Below are 16,048 nucleotides of genomic sequence, written 5' to 3' on the forward strand. Positions count from 1 at the left end.
GGCGAGATCGACGGCGTCACAGGCCGATCGGGCCGATGTCGACCCCGAGGTCCGCGGCGATCTGCTGACCGCAGTGGGCGAGTTTGCGCAGCCGTTCCGGGCGCAGACCGCTCTGCAGCGAGGTCTCCAGCAGCACCGCCATCGGATGGGTGGCGTCGGCTTCCACCGCGGCGGTGAGGGCGACGCCGGCGAACGGACCGTCCCCGCGCGCGTAGGCGCTGAATCCCAGCAGTGCCGCGGCCTCGGCGCGGTCGGTGCCGGGTGTCGCCCGGGCGAGCTGGGCCCACAGCTGCTCGGCCGCCTCGGCGTGGTCACCCAGCGCCAGGCCGTACATCGCGTCACGGATCGGCCGATCGCGCAGCGTGGCGGCAAGCCGCGCGAGTTCGCGGTCGGCCCGCGGCACCCCGGAGGCGGTGTCGGCTATCTGCCACAGCACCCATTCCAGGCGGCGTCGCTGGAACGCCACGCCGTTCCCGGCGCGTATCGCGGCGGACAGCCCGCCGCGATATCGCGCCACCTCGGGGCCAAGCCGGGCCGAAACCCGCGCGCACAGCTGCCGGTCCGGCACGACCAGGGCCGTCAGTTCCCCGCGTGAGCGGCGGATCTGCCTGCCGTCGAGCACGTGCGACAGCGCGACCAGCGAGGCGGCCGGGTCACCGACGACACCTCCGGCGGCCCGGTCGAACAGGCTGCGAAAACGCGCGCCCGCCACGATCGCCGGCGCCGCCCAGGCCCCGCGTACCGCGATCCCCGACGCGCCGAGCGCTTCGAGCAGTGCCACGTCGCGCAGCGCCGCCGGCACACCGGATTCCGTACGGTCGTCGACGAAGATCGCCAGCACCCCGGTCGCCTGCTCGCGCACACAGATCGACCCGACGCACGCGGTGAACTGGTCGATGCGCCGCGGATCGCAGACACCGTCCAGATCGAACCGCACGACCGCTTCGATCGCGGCGGTGCCGCCACGTCCCGGCCCGTGCAGGACGGCGACGACGAGCGAACGTTCGGGAACGAAGCCGAGCATCGCGGGCAACGCGGCGATCAGCTCGCCGGGGTCGTGCACCCGCAGGGGCGGCTGTGGCAGCTCGGCGGGATAGGCGGGGGTCGATTCGGCGCAGGTGAGCGCTCGGGGGAAGGGTCCGGTGCGCTTGGCGCGGCGGGTGGAGTTCGTCGACGGTGTCATGGCTCCACCGTGCCCGCCGCCTACTCCGGGACTCGATCCGCGACCTGGGCTTTCTCTTGCCCTGTTGGCAACGCCTCGGCTGTGGAACGATCCCGGTCCGAGCACTGCCGCCGGATCGAATCTGTCACCGCCGCGTGGTAGAAGCCCTCAGCTGCCGCGCACGCCGCGCACGGCGGTCGCGAACATCTCCTCGACGGCGGCGCCGTCGGGTTGCCCGGCACCGAAGGTCATCGACGTCACCGTGATCCGCACGTCGCCGATCTGCCCGATCGAGGTCTGCATCGTCTGCGTCAGCCCGGCCCCGCCGACATCGGGAATCACGGTGCGCCGCAACGACACCGCGTCGTCGGCGCCGCCGGGGACGGTCTCGCCGAGCACGGTCGTGACGGTCGACTCCGCACCGGCCCTGCCGACGCGGATCTGCTCGCACCCACCGAGCCGGTCCCGGAGCCGGGCGAGCTGTTCGGCGGTCCTGGACAGCTCGACGGTCAGCGTCGCGCGGCTCGCGTCGTCGGAACCGACCATGACGGCTGCCGGTTCGGCGCCCGCGTCGGGCTCGGGCGGAGTGCAGGTGGCCGGGCTGACGGTGGCGCCCGCCCCGACCCCGTCGAGATCACCGGCGGCAGCGGCCGCCGCCCGCGGTGGCAGCACCACCGCCGGATACCGGGCCGGAAACTGCTGCGGAGCGGGCAGCAGATCGGGCAGCGCGCCGTCGACGTGCCGCACCGCCATCGCGCTCTCGGCGACCGGCGTCCCGCTGATGCTGTGCCCGCACCCGGCCGCCGCAACGACCGAGACCGCCGCCGCGCAGGCGAGCACCCGACGCCGCGTCCAGGAGCGCGGGCCCATACCGGTCGGTGTCGTTTCCGCCACGTTCACACCACCCACTGTGCCCCACCGGGCCGATCCGGCGGCCGCCGCCACGCCGCGCGGGAATGCCGAGGCAGCGGCGGCTGTTGTGCAGCAGGACGAGCCGTCCTCCGGCCGTGTGCGATGCGTCTGCTCGCGTGGGGGACAATGGAGAACGCCTCCCCCGCCGCGAGCGTTGGTGGACCGCGCAGGAAGGAGTACGCGATGGATGACCAGTCGCACATGTACGAGCTGGAGTTCCCGGCACCGCAGCTGTCGTCGGACGACGGTGCGGGCCCCGTGCTGGTGCACGGCCTCGAGGGTTTCACCGACGCCGGTCATGCCGTGCGCCTGGCGACCACCCATCTGCGCGAGAGTCTCGAATCCGAGCTCGTCGCCTCCTTCGACGTGGACGAGCTGCTCGACTACCGCTCGCGCCGTCCGCTGATGACGTTCAAGACCGATCATTTCTCCGACTACGCCGAGCCCGAGCTGAACCTGTGGGCCCTGCGCGACACCGCGGGTACCCCGTTCCTGCTGCTGGCGGGCCTGGAACCGGATCTGCGCTGGGAGAAGTTCACCACCGCGGTGCGGCTGCTGGCCGAACAGCTCGGGGTGCGCCGCACGATCGGCCTGTCGGCGATTCCGATGGCGATCCCGCACACCCGCCCGCTCGGCGTGACCGCGCATTCCTCGGATCGCTCGCTGATCGGCGAGCACCAGCGCTGGCCCGGTGAGCTGCAGGTGCCGGGCAGCGCGTCCTCGCTGCTCGAGTTCCGGATGGCCCAGCACGGGCACGAGTCGCTCGGGTTCTCCGTGCACGTGCCGCACTACCTGGCCCAGACCGACTACCCCGAGGCCGCGCAGACCCTGCTGGAGAACGTCGCCGACAACACCGGCCTGGAACTGCCGCTGGCGGCGCTGGGCGAGGCCGCGGCCCGCGTGCGCGAGCAGGTCGCCGAGCACATCGCGGGCAACGAGGAGGTCGAGACGGTCGTCACGGCGCTGGAACGCCAGTACGACAGCTTCGTCACCGCCCAGGAACGCCAGTCCAGCCTGCTGGCAGGCGACGGCGAACTGCCCAGCGGAGAGGAGCTCGGCGCCGAGTTCGAGCGCTTCCTGGCCGAACAGGGCGGTTACGACGACACCTCCGGCGACGACAGGGCCTGAACCGCGCAGGTCTGACGAGGGCTACGCCCGCTGCGCCCACTAGGGTGGTCGGAGTGGATCTGACCGACCTGCTCGAAATTCCCGGGACCGACGCCGACGCGCTCTACGAGTCCTTCGCGGCGTGGGCCGCCGAGCAGGGCACCACCCTGTATCCGGCGCAGGACGAAGCGCTGATGGAGCTGGCCTCGGGGTCCAATGTCATCCTGGCCACTCCGACCGGCTCCGGAAAGTCCCTCGTCGCGGTCGGCGCGCACCTGTTCGCGATGGCCAACGGGCAGCGCAGCTACTACACCGCGCCGATCAAGGCGCTGGTGAGCGAGAAGTTCTTCGCCCTGTGCGAGGTGTTCGGCGCCGAGAACGTCGGCATGGTCACCGGCGACGCCGCCGTCAACGCCGACGCCCCGATCATCTGCGCGACCGCGGAGATCCTGGCGAATCTGGCGCTGCGCGAGGGCGCGGCCGCCGAGGTCGGCCAGGTCGTGATGGACGAGTTCCACTTCTACGCCGACCCCGATCGCGGCTGGGCCTGGCAGGTGCCGATCATCGAGCTGCCGCGCGCGCAGTTCCTGCTGATGTCGGCGACGCTGGGCGAGGTCGACTTCTTCGCGACCGACCTCGAACGCCGCACCGGGCGGAGCACGGCGGTTGTCGCAGGCACCGAACGCCCTGTCCCGCTGATGTTCTCGTACGTGCGCACCCCCATCACCGAGACCATCGAAGAGCTGGTGACCACCAACCAGGCGCCGGTGTATGTCGTGCACTTCACCCAGGCCGCCGCCCTGGAGCGCGCGCAGGCACTGACCAGCGTGAATTTCGCCACCCGCGCCGAGAAGGACGCGATCGCCGCCGCCATCGGCGAATTCCGCTTCGCCGCCGGCTTCGGCAAGACCCTGTCCCGGCTGATCCGGCACGGCATCGGCGTGCACCACGCGGGCATGCTGCCCAAATACCGCAGGCTCGTGGAGAAACTGGCCCAGGACGGGCTGCTCAAGGTGGTCTGCGGCACAGACACGCTCGGTGTCGGCATCAACGTGCCGATCCGCACGGTGCTGCTGACCGGGCTCACCAAATACGACGGTGTGCGCACCCGCAGGCTCAAGGCGCGGGAGTTCCACCAGATCGCCGGGCGCGCGGGCCGCGCCGGCTTCGACACCATGGGCACCGTGGTCGTGCAGGCCCCCGAGCATGAGGTCGAGAACGCGCGCCTGATCGCCAAGGCGGGCGACGACCCGAAGAAGCAGCGAAAGGTGCAGCGCCGCAAACCACCCGAGGGTTTCGTGTCCTGGAGCGAGGAGACCTTCGACCGTCTGGTCTCCGCCCAGCCCGAGCCGATGGTGTCGCGCTTCACGGTGACCAACGCCATGCTGCTCAACGTGATCGCCCGCCCCGGCAATGTCTTCGCCGCGATGCGGCACCTGCTCGAGGACAACCATGAGCCGCGCGCCGCCCAGCGCAAGCACATCCTGCGCGCGATCCGGCTCTACCGCGCCCTGCGCGATGCCGGTGTGGTGCAACAGCTCTCCGAACCCGACGCCAAGGGCCGGATGGCGCGGCTCACCGTCGACCTGCAACGTGATTTCGCCCTCGACCAGCCGTTGTCGCCGTTCGCGCTGGCCGCCTTCGAGCTGCTCGATCGCGAGAGCCCCACCTACACACTGGATGTCGTCTCGCTGATCGAGGCGACCCTGGAGGACCCGCGCCAGCTGCTGATGGCTCAGCAGCACAAGGCCCGTGGCGCCGCGGTGGCCGAGATGAAGGCCGACGGCATCGAATACGAGGAGCGGATGGAGCTCCTGGAAGAGGTCACCTGGCCCAAGCCGCTGGCCGAGCTGATCGACCCCGCGTTCGAGACCTACCGGGCCGGGCATCCGTGGGTCTCGGAGTTCGCGCCGTCACCGAAATCGGTGGTGCGCGACATGATCGAGCGCGCGATGACCTTCGCCGAACTGATCTCGTTCTACGAACTGGCCCGCTCGGAGGGCGTGGTGCTGCGCTACCTCGCCGACGCCTACCGCGCGCTGCGCCGCACGGTGCCCGACGCGGCCCGCACCGAGGAACTCGACGACCTCACCGAATGGCTCGGCGAACTGATCCGCCAGGTGGATTCGAGCCTGCTCGACGAATGGGAGCAGCTCACCAACCCCGGCGCGGAGAACGACACCGAGCAGATCGCGTTCGGCGCGGAGTCGGTGCGCCCGATCTCGGCCAACGAACGCGCATTCCGGGTGATGGTGCGCAACGCCATGTTCCGCCGGGTCGACCTGGCCGCCCGGCAACGCTGGTACGACCTGGAGGAGCTCAGCCCCGGCCCCGACTGGGCGCAGGACTTCGCGCCCTATTTCGAGGAGTACGCCACGATCGGCACCGGCCCCGACGCACGCGGCCCGCAGCTGTTCCAGGTGGAGCAGCGACCCGGCTTCTGGCATGTGCGCCAGGTGCTCGACGACCCCGCGGGCGACCACGGCTGGGCGCTGGCGGCCATCGTCGATCTGGAGGAGTCCGACGCCGCGGGTGAAGTGGTGTTCGACGAGGTCACGGTGGCGGCGGGCTGAGCCATACCCGTTCGCTATCACGGAAAATGACGAACGTTTGACGGATTCGTTGTTGGGTAGGCGCCGCTGATAGTCTCTCCCGGCCGCCGACCGAAAGTTCAACTATGCCCGAATCCCCGTACCTTGTCATCTACCCCGAACGGGTACGTGCCAATTACCGAGCTCTCGCAGCCGCCGTGTCGGCGCGGCGTACCAAGGGCACCCGGATCAGGTACGCGGTGAAGGCGGCACCGGTCGACGAGTTGCTGACGCTGCTCGACGCCGAGGGCGCGGAGTTCGACGTCGCCAGCATCGGCGAGATCGACCAGGCCGTGCGCCTCGGTATCGACCCCGGCACGCTCTGCTACGGCAATCCGATCAAGAAGAGCGCCCACATCGCGCGCGCCTTCGCCCTCGGTGTGCGCCGCTACGCCTTCGACACCGAAGACGATCTGCTGCGCATCGCCGAGCACGCCCCCGGTTCCGAGGTCGAGTGCCGGTTCCTGTCCTCGGCGCCGGAGTCGCGCACCCCCTTCGGCACCAAGTTCGGCTGCGCGCCCGCCGAGGCGCTGCGGCTGCTGGTGCGCGCCCGCGACCTGGGCCTGGTGGTGGGCGGCCCGTACTTCCACGTCGGCTCCCAGCAGCTGGACCCCGCCGCCTGGCGGATCGGTATCCAGCAGGCCGCTGAGATCGTCACGGCGCTGGCGGACAAGGACATTCACGTCACCGCGGTCAATGTGGGCGGCGGTCTGCCGATCTCCTACGCCGACGCGGCTCCCGAACTCGACGCGATCGCCGCCGCCATGACCGGCGCCGCCGCGGAGTTCCTGCCCGAATCCACCGGCTTGGTCGTCGAACCCGGCCGCGCGCTGGTGGGTAACGCGGGCACCATTCACGCCGAGGTCGTCGGCGTGCGTTTCGCGCCGGATGGCCGGCGCTGGGTGTATCTCGACGTCGGCCGGTACAACGGTATGGCCGAGACGGAGAACGAGTACATCGCCTACCGTTTCGTCACCGATCGCGACGGCGATCCGGTGGGCGAGGCGGTGGTCGCGGGTCCGACCTGCGACGGCGACGATGTACTGTATCAACGCACGAAGGTCCTTCTGCCGACCACGTTGCGAGCCGGTGATCAGATCCAGATCCTCGACACCGGCGCCTATACCGCGAGTTATTCGTCGGTGTCCTTCAATGGTTTTCCGCCCTTGACCGTTCATGTCTCGGGCGCTGAGCGAGAGTGAGTTTGCCCATGACGGCGGAATTCACCGGCTGGCACGTGCTGGCCGAGTTCGGTGGTGTCGACACAGACCTGTGTGACGATCTCGAACGACTCGAATCGGCGTTGCGTGAGTCTCTGATCGCGGCGGGCGTCACCATCTGCGATGTCGTTCACAAAAAGTTCGATCCGCAGGGGGTGACCGTCCTCGCCCTGTTGTCGGAGTCCCACGCCTCGATTCACACTTATCCGGAGTCCGGCGACATCTTCGTCGACGTCTTCACCTGCGGCAGCATCGGCGCGGGCGCGACGAAGGCTGTGGAACTTCTGCGAGACAAGTTGTCTCCCAAGAATGTTCGGATGCAGGTCGTCCAGCGCGGCCACGGTGCCGAGAAGATCTACGAACCGGTGGGCGACGGCCTGACCCGGATCTGGGATCTGCACGAGGTGATCGTGGACACGAACACCCCGTTCCAGCACATGGTGATCGCGCGGACCGATCAGGGCATCTCCCTGTTCTCCGACGACGATCGCCAGTCCACCGAGTTCTCCCAGGTCACCTACCACGAGGCCATGATGGTCCCGGCGTTCGTGCTCGCGGAGAAGCTCGATCGGGTGCTGATCATCGGTTCCGGCGAGGGTGTCGCCTCGCAGATGTCGGTGGCGGCCGGGGCGACCCACGTCGACCACGTCGACATCGACCAGCTCGAGGTGGAGCTGTGCGCGCAGCACCTGCCCTACGGCTACACCACCGACGAGCTCACCGCCGCGGTGCAGGGCGAGGGCCCGGTGCACGTGCACTACGCCGACGGCTGGGACTTCCTGGCGAAGGCGCAGGAGGCGGGCACGCGCTACGACGTGATCGTCATCGATCTGCCGGACGAGCGCGTCGAGGACGCCCAGCACAACCGCCTCTACGAGTCGGAGTTCCTGTCCCGATGTAAGGCACTGCTGGCCCCCGGCGGCGTGCTGTCGGCCCAGGCCGGGTGCGCGACCATGTGGCGCAACGAAACCCTCAAGCGGTCGTGGGGCCGGTTCCACGAGCAGTTCGCCACCGTGGTTCCCTACGGCAGCGACGAGCACGAGTGGACCTTCCTGTTCGGCCTGAACGAGAAGATCGATGACCCGGTGCGCGGCATGGCCGATCGCCTGGCCCTGCTCCCCTACCGCGCCGAGACCATCGACGCCCGCGCCCTCGAGCGCGGCGCGATCGAGCCGTACGCCCTGCGCGGCTGAGCTCGAGCGACAGACACCGAAGGCGGTGATCCGGATTCTCCGGATCACCGCCTTCGTCGTTCCGGCGGCCGATACTCACCGGGTGCTCGATTCCGGTGCCGCGCGGCACCGAATGTTGGCACTATGCGAGGTGCGCCGCTTCGACAGAATCGAGTCCGCTCATGACGCCGACACCGTTGTCCGCCGACGGTTTGATGCCGGTCCGCACGCCGTCCTGGCAGCGACCCCGCCTCGACGCGCTGTCCGAGGCGGGCCTGACCGCGTTCGGCCGGTTGTTCGCCGCCGCTCCCGCGGTGACGGCGGCCGACTTCGCACGGTTGGACGGCGACGTGACGATGCGATCGTTCCCCGGGTCCGGCGAGCGGGTGCTCGCTCCGGTGATGGCGCGGCCGTCGTACTTCTGGGTGGCGAAGTCGTTTCGTCACGTGGACGGCGGTGTGGCGATCGGCCACAACGTCTTTCGGCTGCTCGGCGGAATGCGCGCGCTGAATTTCGTGGCGACGGTGGGTGATTCCGTCCTCGACGGGCGGCCCGCCGTGCTGTTCGACTACGACGATCCGCGGGTGGGATCGCGGCGACCGGCCCGGCGGATCTACGACGAACTGCGCGAGATCGAGCCGGATCTGTGGCTGGGTCCGAGCTACTTCACGACGCGGGCCAAGCGAATCCCCATGGGCTGGTTCGCACTCGACGCCTCGGTGCCGTTCGACGGCCCCGCCTGAACGCCGGTGCGCCGGGCGCGGAGTACCCGCACCCGGCGCACCGGAGGATGCTCAGCCGCGCGCCGCGCGTTGCGCGCGATACTCGGCGACGTTGAGCCCGCCGACCCCCCAATCCGTCAGCGGCACTTCATCGATCACGACATAGGTGCTGTCGGGCGCCTTGCCGAGCACGTCGAAGAGCAGATCGGTGACGCCCTTGATCAACTGCGCCTTCTGCTCCGGGGTGACCCCTTCATCGGTGACCTTGATATTCACATACGGCATGGCTGGTTTCCTTTCTACGCCGCTCTACCTGCAATGAACCCGCCGTCGACGGGAAGAATGTGGCCGGTGACGAACTCGGCGTCGGTCAGGTACAGCACGGCCGCGGTGGTGTCGGCGACCTCGCCGATCCGGCCGAGCAGCGCCGCACTCGCGGCGGCTCGCACGTCGCCGTCGCCGAACAGCGGGGTGCGGATGATGCCGGGGGCGACCGCGTTCACGCGGATCCTGGCCGGTGCGAGTTCGGCGGCCAGGCTGGTGGTGAGCGCGTGCACGCCGCCCTTGCTGATCAGCGCCGCCGACGCGGGCAATCCGGTCATGGCGTGGTCGATGAGCACGGTGCCGATGTTCACGATGCTGCCGCCCTCCCCCTGCGCGAGCAGCTGCCGGACCACGGCCTGGGTGGTGAAGTAGGTGCCCTTGAGGTTGCCGCCGAGATAGCGGTCGAGCTCGTCCTCGGTGACGTCGACGAACGGGGTCGCGCCGAACACGCCCGCACTGTTGACCAGCGCGTCGACGCGGCCGAACCGGTCCAGCGCGGCCCGGACGTACGCCGATCCCGTTGCGGGCGAACCGATATCGCCGGTCACCGTGGCCACGCGGTCCGGGGCGGCCAGCTCGGCGGCGACGGCGGCGAGCTTGTCCGCGTCGCGTCCGCCGAGGACGACCGCGTCACCGCGGGCGATGAAGGCGCGGGCGACGTCGCGTCCGATTCCGCTGGATGCGCCGGTCACGATGACCGTCTTGGGTGTCGACATGGACTGATCCTTTCGGTAAACATACGACCGGTCGTCTTGAAATGGGCAACCGGGGAAACTTCGGGCGGACCCGGCGGGCAGGTCAGGACGGCGGCGCGCTCACGGCCGGAAGTAGTCGTCGAGCAGGCGGCGCAGGCATTTCTCGAGCGGCTCGATCGTGCGGTCGATCTTCATCCGGATCACCGCACCCTCCCAGGCTTCGAGCAGCAGATCGGCGAGCTCGACGGCGTCGATGTCGGCACGCACCGCACCCTCGGCCTGCGCGGTGCGCAGCGCATCGGCCACGCCGTCCCGCCAGGACGCCCACGCCGCCGACAGTGCCGTCCGCAGCACCTCGCTGCCCTCCAGCTCGCCGCCGAGATTGGCGATCAGGCAGCCACCGGTGTAGTCGGCGGCCACGAAATCGTCGGTGAGCACGCCGAAGAACCGGCGCAGACCGGTGAGCGCGTCGGGGGCACCGTCGAACGCCGCGACCAGGTTGCGCTGCACACACAGCGAGTGATGCTCGATCACCGCGTGCGCGAAGCTCTCCTTGCTGTCGAAGTAGTTGTAGAACGATCCTTTCGGCACCCCGACCTTGTCGAGCACCTGCTTGATGCCGGTGCCGTGATAGCCGGTGGACAGCAGGCCCGCCGCGCCTTCCTCGATGAGGAGTGCCCGCGTGTCGTCACTGCGCCGTGGTCGTGCCATGCGCCAAACTATACGACCGGTCGTCTACTAATGGCAAGAGTGCCCGTCAGTCGTCGTCGACACCGCGGGCGGCCAGCGCCTCGCCCATCGCGTCGGCCGTCCGCAATGCGCGGACCAGCACGGGCGTGACCAGCGCCGTCGCCGACCAGGAGACGCCGCGTGCCCGCCGCGCCTCGGCGACGTCGTGCACGATCTGCGCCAGCAGCGGAACGCACCGGATGGCCAGGGCCAGCAGCAGACCCACCCGTTCGGGATTCACGCCGACGCGGCGCAGCGGTCCGAGGGCGCGGGTCAGTGCGTCGAGCATGTCGGTGACCCGGGTCGTCACTGTCACCAGTGCCGCCAGCGCCACCGAGACGAGCAGCACGCCGCAGACGACGATCGCCCGCGCGGGTGAGGTGGTGAGCAGCTGGAACACCCCGATGATCAGCGTCATCCACAGCACCGGGCGCACCTGGGCCAGCGCCACCCGCCAGGAGATCCGCGCGAGCGCGAACAGGCAGGCCACGACGACCACGGCGGCGGCGACGCCGAGCGGGCTGCGCACGAACGCCGTCATCGCGACGATCGCGAGCACCAGCAGTGCCAGCTTCACGCCCGCGGGCAGCCGATGCAGCAGCGAGTCGCCGGGGCTGTAGAGACCGATCATTCGACGAGTCGCCGATAGGCGCCGACCACGTCGGCCGGTGTGCCGTCGAAGGCAACAGACCCGTTGTCCAGCACCACGACTCGATCGAACCCGTTTAGCAGCGCGAGCTGGTGGGTCACCACGATCACCTGCTGGTCGAGAGAGTTCAGCGCCTCCGACACCCGGCGGGCATTGCGCAGGTCGAGCAGCGTGGTCGGTTCGTCGGCGACGATCACCTCGGGCTCGCGGATCAGCGCGGAGCCGATCGCGAGAAGTTGCTTCTGCCCGCCCGAGAGCAGGTGCGCCGGATGGTCGGCGTGCGCGCCGAGCCCGAAGCGGTCGAGCATCCGTGCCACCCTGGCCGCGATCTCGGCCCGGTTCAGGCCGCTGCGCCGCAGCGAGAACGCCAGATCCTCGGCGACGGTCGGCATCACGATCTGAGTGTCGGGATCGGTGAACACGAAGCCGACCTTGCGCCGGACCTGCGCGCCCTTGCGGGCGGCGTCGAGCCCGTCGACGGTGACGGTGCCCGACGCCGGTTTCAGCAGCCCGTTGAGCATCCGCGCCAGCGTCGACTTCCCGGATCCGTTGGCGCCGATGAGGCCGACCCGCCGTTCGGTGATCCGAAGATCGATGTCGCGCAGCACGGTCCGATCACCGAAACGGTGGCCGACCGAGTCCACGACGATCTCGCTCACGACAGCCGCCGTGTGCGCTCAGCCACGGATCAGCCCGGGGTACGCGCGGTGCACACCCTTGGCCACGACCGTGGCGACGACAACCTTGGCCAGGTCGCCCGGCACGAACGCGAAGTTGGCCGACACCGCGGCCCACACCCCGAGATCGGTGCGGATCAGCAGCCCGGCGGTCCCGAACAGGTAGATGACAACGAGCCCGCCGAACGCGTTGATCAGCAGGCCGAGCACGATCGGATACTTCGGCAGGATCGCGGCGGTCAGCGCGCCGATCACCAGCGTCGCGGGGATCCAGCCGATCAGGTAGCCCGCGGTCGGCGAGGCGAGGGCCGTCAGGCCGGTGCGGCCACCGGAGAGCAGCGGCAGGCCGATCAGGGTCAGCGCGATGAAGACCGCGACCGCGGCCGTTCCCTTGCGCGCGCCGAGGATCGCGCCGGTGAGGATCACCCCGAGGGTTTGCAGGGTGATCGGCACGCCGCTGAACCCGACGGTGATCGCGCCCGGCAGGCCAAGGGCGGCGATCAGCGCCGCGAACACCGCGATCTGCGCCATGTCCCTGGCGGCGAAACCGAGCGCCGGCTTCGGGGACTTCTCGACATCGGGCACGGCAAACATCCTTCACAACGGAATTGAACGACGTTCAAGGTAGCAGGTGGAGCACGATCGTCTCGCCACGCCCGAAGATCGACTAGGATCCCAGGGCTGGGAGCTTCTCGGACGGCGTTCGCCGCACAACGGCATCGCGCCGACCCACTGTGGCCGAGGAAGGGCCATCATGTCGATTGCGCTACAACGTTTTTCGAACTTGATCGCCGCGATCTACAGCGCAGGCAACGACCCTGACCGATGGGACGGAGTGATCCGCGAGATCACCGACACCTTCGGGGCGGCACACGGCTTTTTGGTCATCGCCGAACCGGCCGGCGCCCGGTGGGCGGTCAAGACCTCGGGCAACGGCAGCTCGCCTGACCTGTCCTCCTCGCTCGACCGGGTCGCCGAACACATGCAGCGCCTCCCCGCGGGCTCGGCCACCACCAGCGACGAGCTGTTCGACCATACGAGCGCGAACGGCCTGACCAACAGTTTCCTGGCCCGGCTCAGCGACGGTCTGCCGCCCTCGTGGATCTGCCTGACCATGCCCGACCACGGCGCGATCAACGGCCATTCGGCCGGGCTGGCCCTGCTGCGCGCGCTCGTGCCGCATCTGCGCGGGGCGCTGCGCACCCAGTCCAGGCTGGTCGAGTTGTCCCGGGAGCGGGCCTTGGCGCTCGCGACGCTGGAGCAGGCGCACTACGGCATCATGATCGTCACCGCGGACGCGGCAGTGGTGTTCGCCAACTCCATGGCCGGGCGCATCATCCGGCAGACCGACGGGCTGAGCGTGGATGCCTTCGGCCGGCTGCGGGCCAGGTCCTCGGGCACCCTGGCGCGACTGCGCGAGCTGATCGAACAGGCCGCGGAGTCGGCCGACGGTGGCGGGAATGTAGCGGTCGCGCGCCCTTCCGGCAATCGGCCGCTGATCGTGCGGATCTCGCCGCTGGACGGCATTTCCGGAGACGGGGACGGTCCCTGGCATCGAGCCGTTCTGCTGCTGGTCGCCGATCCGGACCGCGATCCCGAACCGGAACCGGAAGCGCTGCACGACCTCTACGGCTTGACCGAGGCGGAAACATTGGTCGCCATGGCGGTTCTGCGTGGCGACGGGTTGCAGGCCGTCGCCGATCAGCTCTCGGTCTCGGTATTCACCGCGCGCACGCATCTGCAGCATATTTTCGCCAAGACGAAAACACACCGGCAGGCCGAATTGGTCCGGCTATTGCTGACCACCGCGATGTCGGCTCAATAATTTCGGCGGCTCTCGAGTGCGGGTGAAATCAGAAGGGTCGCTTCGATCGAATCACTGCCGCGAGATATTCGTAATCCTCGGCCCGCGCCGAGGATCCGCGGTAGGCGAGACCGATGGTGCGGCCGGGCGCCGGATCGGCGAAGCGGGCGGTATCCAGAGTGCCGCGCGCGGTTTCGGTGGCCACGGCCATCTCCGGAATGAGGGTGACGCCGAGACCGCCTGCCACGCACTGCACCACCGTCGTCAGCGAGGCGGCGCGGGTGTCGCCGACCGCGCCGGGATGCACCTCGGCGCTGCGGCACAACTCCAGGGTCTGATCGCGCAGGCAGTGCCCCTCGTCCAGCAAGAGCAGCGGCATGTCGGCCAGCACCGGCGCGGCCAGGTCGGTGCGCCCGGCCAACTCGTGCCCGCGCGGGGTGACGAGCACGAATTCCTCCGAGTACAGCGGGATCTCGACCAGCCCCGGCGCTCCGGTGGGCAGGGCGAGCAGCGCGACGTCGAGAACGCCCGTGCGCAGGCCGTCGAGCAGCCGGGAGGTCTGGTCCTCCACCACATGCGGGATCAGCCCGGGAAGTTTGCGGCGCAGCTCGGGCAGCAGCTCCGGCAGCACGTACGGCGCGACGGTCGGGATGATGCCGAGGCGCAGCACACCACCGAGGCCGTCACCGGTCGCCGAGGCCACGAACCGGTCGGCGGCTTCCAGCGTCGCCATCGCCTGGGGCAGCAGGCGCATCCCGGCCGCGGTCACCAGCACCCGCCGGGTACTGCGCTCGATCAACTGGAGCCCCAGTCCGTTTTCCAGTGATGCCAGTGCCTGCGATAACGTGGGTTGGCTCACAGTCAAACGCGCTGCGGCGGTGCCGAAATGCCGGTACTCGGCGACGGCGACGAACGCACGCAGCTGCGACAGGGTTGGCTGATAAGTCTGATCAGTCACGCCTATCAGTGTAGGGCAAGCAATCGGCTTTACCTTTCAGTACGCTTTCGGCAAGATCACCGACGAGCTCACACGATGAGCAACCACACCACGAATGAGGAGACGCGCATGGCTCTGCTGACCATCGGCGACCAGTTCCCGGCATACAACCTCAAGGCCGTTATCGGAGGTGACCTGTCGAAGGTCGACGCGCAGCAGCCCGACGACTACTTCACCCAGATCACCAGCGACGACCATGCGGGCAAGTGGCGCGTGGTGTTCTTCTGGCCCAAGGACTTCACCTTCGTGTGCCCCACCGAGATCGCGGCGTTCGGCAAGCTGAACGACGAGTTCGCCGACCGCGACACCCAGGTCCTCGGCGCCTCGGTCGACAACGAGTTCGTGCACTTCCAGTGGCGCGCCCAGCACGAGGACCTCAAGACCCTCCCCTTCCCGATGCTGTCGGACCTCAAGCGTGAACTGGCCACCGCCACCGGCGTTCTCAACGCCGACGGCGTCGCCGATCGCGCCACCTTCATCGTCGACCCGAACAACGAGGTGCAGTTCGTCTCGGTGACCGCCGGTTCGGTCGGCCGCAATGTCGACGAGGTGCTGCGCGTGCTCGACGCCCTGCAGTCCGACGAGCTGTGCGCCTGCAACTGGAAGAAGGGCGACCCGACCATCAACGCCGGCGAGCTGCTCTCGGCCAGCGTCTGATCCACCCTTCCCCACCGATCCACCCCAGAGGAGCCCCACTGTCATGAGCATCGAGAACCTGAAGAACTCCCTTCCCGAGTACGCCAAGGACCTCAAGCTCAACCTGTCCTCGCTGGCCCGCACCACGGTGCTCAACGAGCAGCAGCTGTGGGGCACCCTGCTTGCCTCGGCCGCCGCGACCCGCTCGGCGACCACGCTGCGCGAGATCGCCGAGGAAGCCGCCGATGTGCTCTCCGCCGAGGCCTACGAGGCCGCGCTGGGCGCCGCGTCGATCATGGGCATGAACAACGTGTTCTACCGCGGTAAGGCGTTCCTGGACGGTCGCTACGACGACCTGCGCGCGGGCCTGCGGATGAACATCATCGGCAACCCGGGCGTCGACAAGGCCGATTTCGAGCTGTGGTCGTTCGCGGTGTCCTCGATCAACGGCTGTGCCCACTGCCTGGAGGCGCACGAGAAGACGCTGCGCGAGGCCGGTGTCTCGCGCGAGGTGATCTTCGAGTCGCTGCGCGCTGCGGCCATCGTCGCCGGTGTCGGCCAGGCGGTGGCGTCCACCGAGGCGCTGGCGGCCGCTGCCGTCTGATTCACCGTTTTCGCCGCGGCCCCCGATCGGACTCTCCGATGCGGGGG

At 69.2% G+C, this 16,048-nt stretch carries 17 protein-coding genes; 8 read left to right on the top strand and 9 right to left on the bottom strand.

Annotated elements, in window-relative coordinates; genetic code table 11:
- Positions 1-16: 16 nt before the first annotated feature.
- Both ACWF82_RS25585 and ACWF82_RS25590 read right to left on the bottom strand, forming a co-directional pair.
- On the bottom strand, positions 17-1,183 hold the full coding sequence (locus ACWF82_RS25585; RefSeq protein ID WP_452505072.1) for a DUF4192 domain-containing protein: 1,167 nt from the start codon (positions 1,181-1,183) through the stop codon (positions 17-19).
- A 147-nt stretch (positions 1,184-1,330) separates the two neighbouring features.
- Positions 1,331-2,062, bottom strand: a complete 732-nt coding sequence (locus tag ACWF82_RS25590) for a sensor domain-containing protein (RefSeq protein WP_452505074.1) — start codon at positions 2,060-2,062, stop codon at positions 1,331-1,333.
- Positions 2,063-2,257: 195 nt separating this feature from the next.
- Between ACWF82_RS25590 and ACWF82_RS25595 the strand changes: the two genes are divergently transcribed.
- From ACWF82_RS25595 to ACWF82_RS25615, 5 genes are all read left to right on the top strand, one after another.
- Positions 2,258-3,202 (top strand): PAC2 family protein, encoded by a 945-nt coding sequence (locus ACWF82_RS25595; RefSeq protein ID WP_452505076.1) that lies wholly within the window; start codon positions 2,258-2,260, stop codon positions 3,200-3,202.
- Between the two features lie 53 nt (positions 3,203-3,255).
- Entirely contained in the window at positions 3,256-5,754 is a 2,499-nt protein-coding gene (locus tag ACWF82_RS25600; protein ID WP_452505078.1) for a DEAD/DEAH box helicase, read from the top strand.
- 104 nt (positions 5,755-5,858) lie between these two features.
- Positions 5,859-6,974 carry a type III PLP-dependent enzyme gene (locus ACWF82_RS25605; RefSeq protein WP_452505080.1) on the top strand — a complete coding sequence of 372 codons (1,116 nt, stop codon included), beginning with the start codon at positions 5,859-5,861 and terminating at the stop codon, positions 6,972-6,974.
- Between the two features lie 8 nt (positions 6,975-6,982).
- The gene (speD, locus tag ACWF82_RS25610; protein WP_452505081.1) at positions 6,983-8,185 is read left to right on the top strand and encodes an adenosylmethionine decarboxylase; all 1,203 of its coding nucleotides are present in this window, start codon (positions 6,983-6,985) and stop codon (positions 8,183-8,185) included.
- A gap of 161 nt (positions 8,186-8,346) precedes the next feature.
- Positions 8,347-8,907 carry a hypothetical protein gene (locus tag ACWF82_RS25615; protein ID WP_452505083.1) on the top strand — a complete coding sequence of 187 codons (561 nt, stop codon included), beginning with the start codon at positions 8,347-8,349 and terminating at the stop codon, positions 8,905-8,907.
- 51 nt (positions 8,908-8,958) lie between these two features.
- Here ACWF82_RS25615 and ACWF82_RS25620 read toward each other — a convergent pair whose 3' ends face one another.
- From ACWF82_RS25620 to ACWF82_RS25645, 6 genes are all read right to left on the bottom strand, one after another.
- Positions 8,959-9,171 (bottom strand): tautomerase family protein, encoded by a 213-nt coding sequence (locus ACWF82_RS25620; protein ID WP_452505084.1) that lies wholly within the window; start codon positions 9,169-9,171, stop codon positions 8,959-8,961.
- A 14-nt stretch (positions 9,172-9,185) separates the two neighbouring features.
- Positions 9,186-9,926 carry an SDR family NAD(P)-dependent oxidoreductase gene (locus tag ACWF82_RS25625; protein WP_452505086.1) on the bottom strand — a complete coding sequence of 247 codons (741 nt, stop codon included), beginning with the start codon at positions 9,924-9,926 and terminating at the stop codon, positions 9,186-9,188.
- A gap of 99 nt (positions 9,927-10,025) precedes the next feature.
- The gene (locus ACWF82_RS25630) at positions 10,026-10,616 is read right to left on the bottom strand and encodes a TetR family transcriptional regulator C-terminal domain-containing protein (RefSeq protein WP_452505088.1); all 591 of its coding nucleotides are present in this window, start codon (positions 10,614-10,616) and stop codon (positions 10,026-10,028) included.
- A gap of 46 nt (positions 10,617-10,662) precedes the next feature.
- Entirely contained in the window at positions 10,663-11,265 is a 603-nt protein-coding gene (locus tag ACWF82_RS25635) for an energy-coupling factor transporter transmembrane component T family protein (protein WP_452505090.1), read from the bottom strand.
- A complete protein-coding gene (locus ACWF82_RS25640) occupies positions 11,262-11,942 on the bottom strand; it encodes an energy-coupling factor ABC transporter ATP-binding protein (protein WP_452505092.1) in 681 nt (226 codons plus the stop codon). The genes ACWF82_RS25635 and ACWF82_RS25640 overlap by 4 nt, the downstream gene beginning before the upstream one ends.
- An 18-nt stretch (positions 11,943-11,960) precedes the next feature.
- Positions 11,961-12,554, bottom strand: coding sequence for a biotin transporter BioY (locus ACWF82_RS25645; RefSeq protein ID WP_452505094.1), 594 nt, complete (start codon positions 12,552-12,554; stop codon positions 11,961-11,963).
- Between the two features lie 160 nt (positions 12,555-12,714).
- Here ACWF82_RS25645 and ACWF82_RS25650 point away from each other — a divergent pair, with 160 nt between their 5' ends.
- Positions 12,715-13,785 carry a helix-turn-helix transcriptional regulator gene (locus tag ACWF82_RS25650; RefSeq protein WP_452505095.1) on the top strand — a complete coding sequence of 357 codons (1,071 nt, stop codon included), beginning with the start codon at positions 12,715-12,717 and terminating at the stop codon, positions 13,783-13,785.
- A 28-nt stretch (positions 13,786-13,813) separates the two neighbouring features.
- On the opposite strand, the gene ACWF82_RS25655 is transcribed toward ACWF82_RS25650, so the two are convergent.
- The gene (locus tag ACWF82_RS25655; protein ID WP_452505097.1) at positions 13,814-14,722 is read right to left on the bottom strand and encodes a hydrogen peroxide-inducible genes activator; all 909 of its coding nucleotides are present in this window, start codon (positions 14,720-14,722) and stop codon (positions 13,814-13,816) included.
- Between the two features lie 108 nt (positions 14,723-14,830).
- Between ACWF82_RS25655 and ACWF82_RS25660 the strand changes: the two genes are divergently transcribed.
- Both ACWF82_RS25660 and ACWF82_RS25665 read left to right on the top strand, forming a co-directional pair.
- Positions 14,831-15,418, top strand: coding sequence for a peroxiredoxin (locus ACWF82_RS25660; protein WP_110035729.1), 588 nt, complete (start codon positions 14,831-14,833; stop codon positions 15,416-15,418).
- 43 nt (positions 15,419-15,461) lie between these two features.
- On the top strand, positions 15,462-16,001 hold the full coding sequence (locus ACWF82_RS25665; protein ID WP_189024060.1) for a carboxymuconolactone decarboxylase family protein: 540 nt from the start codon (positions 15,462-15,464) through the stop codon (positions 15,999-16,001).
- The last annotated feature ends 47 nt before the right edge of the window (positions 16,002-16,048 follow it).

The sequence above is a fragment of the Nocardia sp. NPDC055053 genome (assembly GCF_053608285.1).

What these genes read in the sequence shown, in the direction of transcription:
- ACWF82_RS25585 (WP_452505072.1), bottom strand. Translation starts at nt 1,183, where the DNA reads ATGACACCGTCGACGAACTCCACCCGCCGCGCCAAGCGCACCGGACCC.
- ACWF82_RS25595 (WP_452505076.1), top strand. Translation starts at nt 2,258, where the DNA reads ATGGATGACCAGTCGCACATGTACGAGCTGGAGTTCCCGGCACCGCAG.
- ACWF82_RS25605 (WP_452505080.1), top strand. Translation starts at nt 5,859, where the DNA reads ATGCCCGAATCCCCGTACCTTGTCATCTACCCCGAACGGGTACGTGCC.
- speD (WP_452505081.1), top strand. Translation starts at nt 6,983, where the DNA reads ATGACGGCGGAATTCACCGGCTGGCACGTGCTGGCCGAGTTCGGTGGT.
- ACWF82_RS25615 (WP_452505083.1), top strand. Translation starts at nt 8,347, where the DNA reads ATGACGCCGACACCGTTGTCCGCCGACGGTTTGATGCCGGTCCGCACG.
- ACWF82_RS25620 (WP_452505084.1), bottom strand. Translation starts at nt 9,171, where the DNA reads ATGCCGTATGTGAATATCAAGGTCACCGATGAAGGGGTCACCCCGGAG.
- ACWF82_RS25625 (WP_452505086.1), bottom strand. Translation starts at nt 9,926, where the DNA reads ATGTCGACACCCAAGACGGTCATCGTGACCGGCGCATCCAGCGGAATC.
- ACWF82_RS25630 (WP_452505088.1), bottom strand. Translation starts at nt 10,616, where the DNA reads ATGGCACGACCACGGCGCAGTGACGACACGCGGGCACTCCTCATCGAG.
- ACWF82_RS25635 (WP_452505090.1), bottom strand. Translation starts at nt 11,265, where the DNA reads ATGATCGGTCTCTACAGCCCCGGCGACTCGCTGCTGCATCGGCTGCCC.
- ACWF82_RS25645 (WP_452505094.1), bottom strand. Translation starts at nt 12,554, where the DNA reads ATGTTTGCCGTGCCCGATGTCGAGAAGTCCCCGAAGCCGGCGCTCGGT.
- ACWF82_RS25650 (WP_452505095.1), top strand. Translation starts at nt 12,715, where the DNA reads ATGTCGATTGCGCTACAACGTTTTTCGAACTTGATCGCCGCGATCTAC.
- ACWF82_RS25660 (WP_110035729.1), top strand. Translation starts at nt 14,831, where the DNA reads ATGGCTCTGCTGACCATCGGCGACCAGTTCCCGGCATACAACCTCAAG.
- ACWF82_RS25665 (WP_189024060.1), top strand. Translation starts at nt 15,462, where the DNA reads ATGAGCATCGAGAACCTGAAGAACTCCCTTCCCGAGTACGCCAAGGAC.